This window comes from Rhizobium ecuadorense (genome assembly GCF_001187535.1).
In the GTDB taxonomy this organism is placed as follows: domain Bacteria; phylum Pseudomonadota; class Alphaproteobacteria; order Rhizobiales; family Rhizobiaceae; genus Rhizobium; species Rhizobium ecuadorense.
Genome location: NZ_LFIO01001715.1, coordinates 1 through 379, shown reverse-complemented (window position 1 = coordinate 379; position 379 = coordinate 1). Strand labels below are relative to the sequence as shown.

The 379-nt window shown below is 60.7% G+C and carries 1 protein-coding gene; it reads right to left on the bottom strand.

Going from position 1 to position 379, the window contains the following annotated elements; translation table 11 throughout:
• Positions 1–115: 115 nt before the first annotated feature.
• A partial coding sequence (locus AF337_RS44785) for an aromatic-ring hydroxylase C-terminal domain-containing protein (RefSeq protein ID WP_483150643.1) occupies positions 116–379 on the bottom strand: 264 nt, incomplete at its 5' end.

Here is a 379-nt window from a genome sequence, read left to right as displayed (position 1 = left end):
AAGATAACGTCCTCAGGAGACCAGGGATATCGTGCCGGGGATCGGCGAGATCGCCATCTTGCCCGAAAATGCGGCTCGGCCAGCCCCACTCGAACCTCGAACTGCGGCAGAATGATCACTGTCCGGATCGCTGCATAGACCCATCATCTCGCGTTGGCGTGAACCAGCCACCGAGCGCTTCCTCCAATCCGTCCGTATTGTTTTCTTCGCCGATCCAAGCAATGCAAGCGTCGGGACGGATCAGCATCGAGGGGCCCCGATCGACGGCGACGCAACGTATCCTCTGCTTGCTGGCTGCACCGAGCCTGGACGCCGTCCGCTCAGGCGAGGCGTCGAGAAGAACGGCCATGCCATCCTGCATCAGATCATAGAGCGAGAC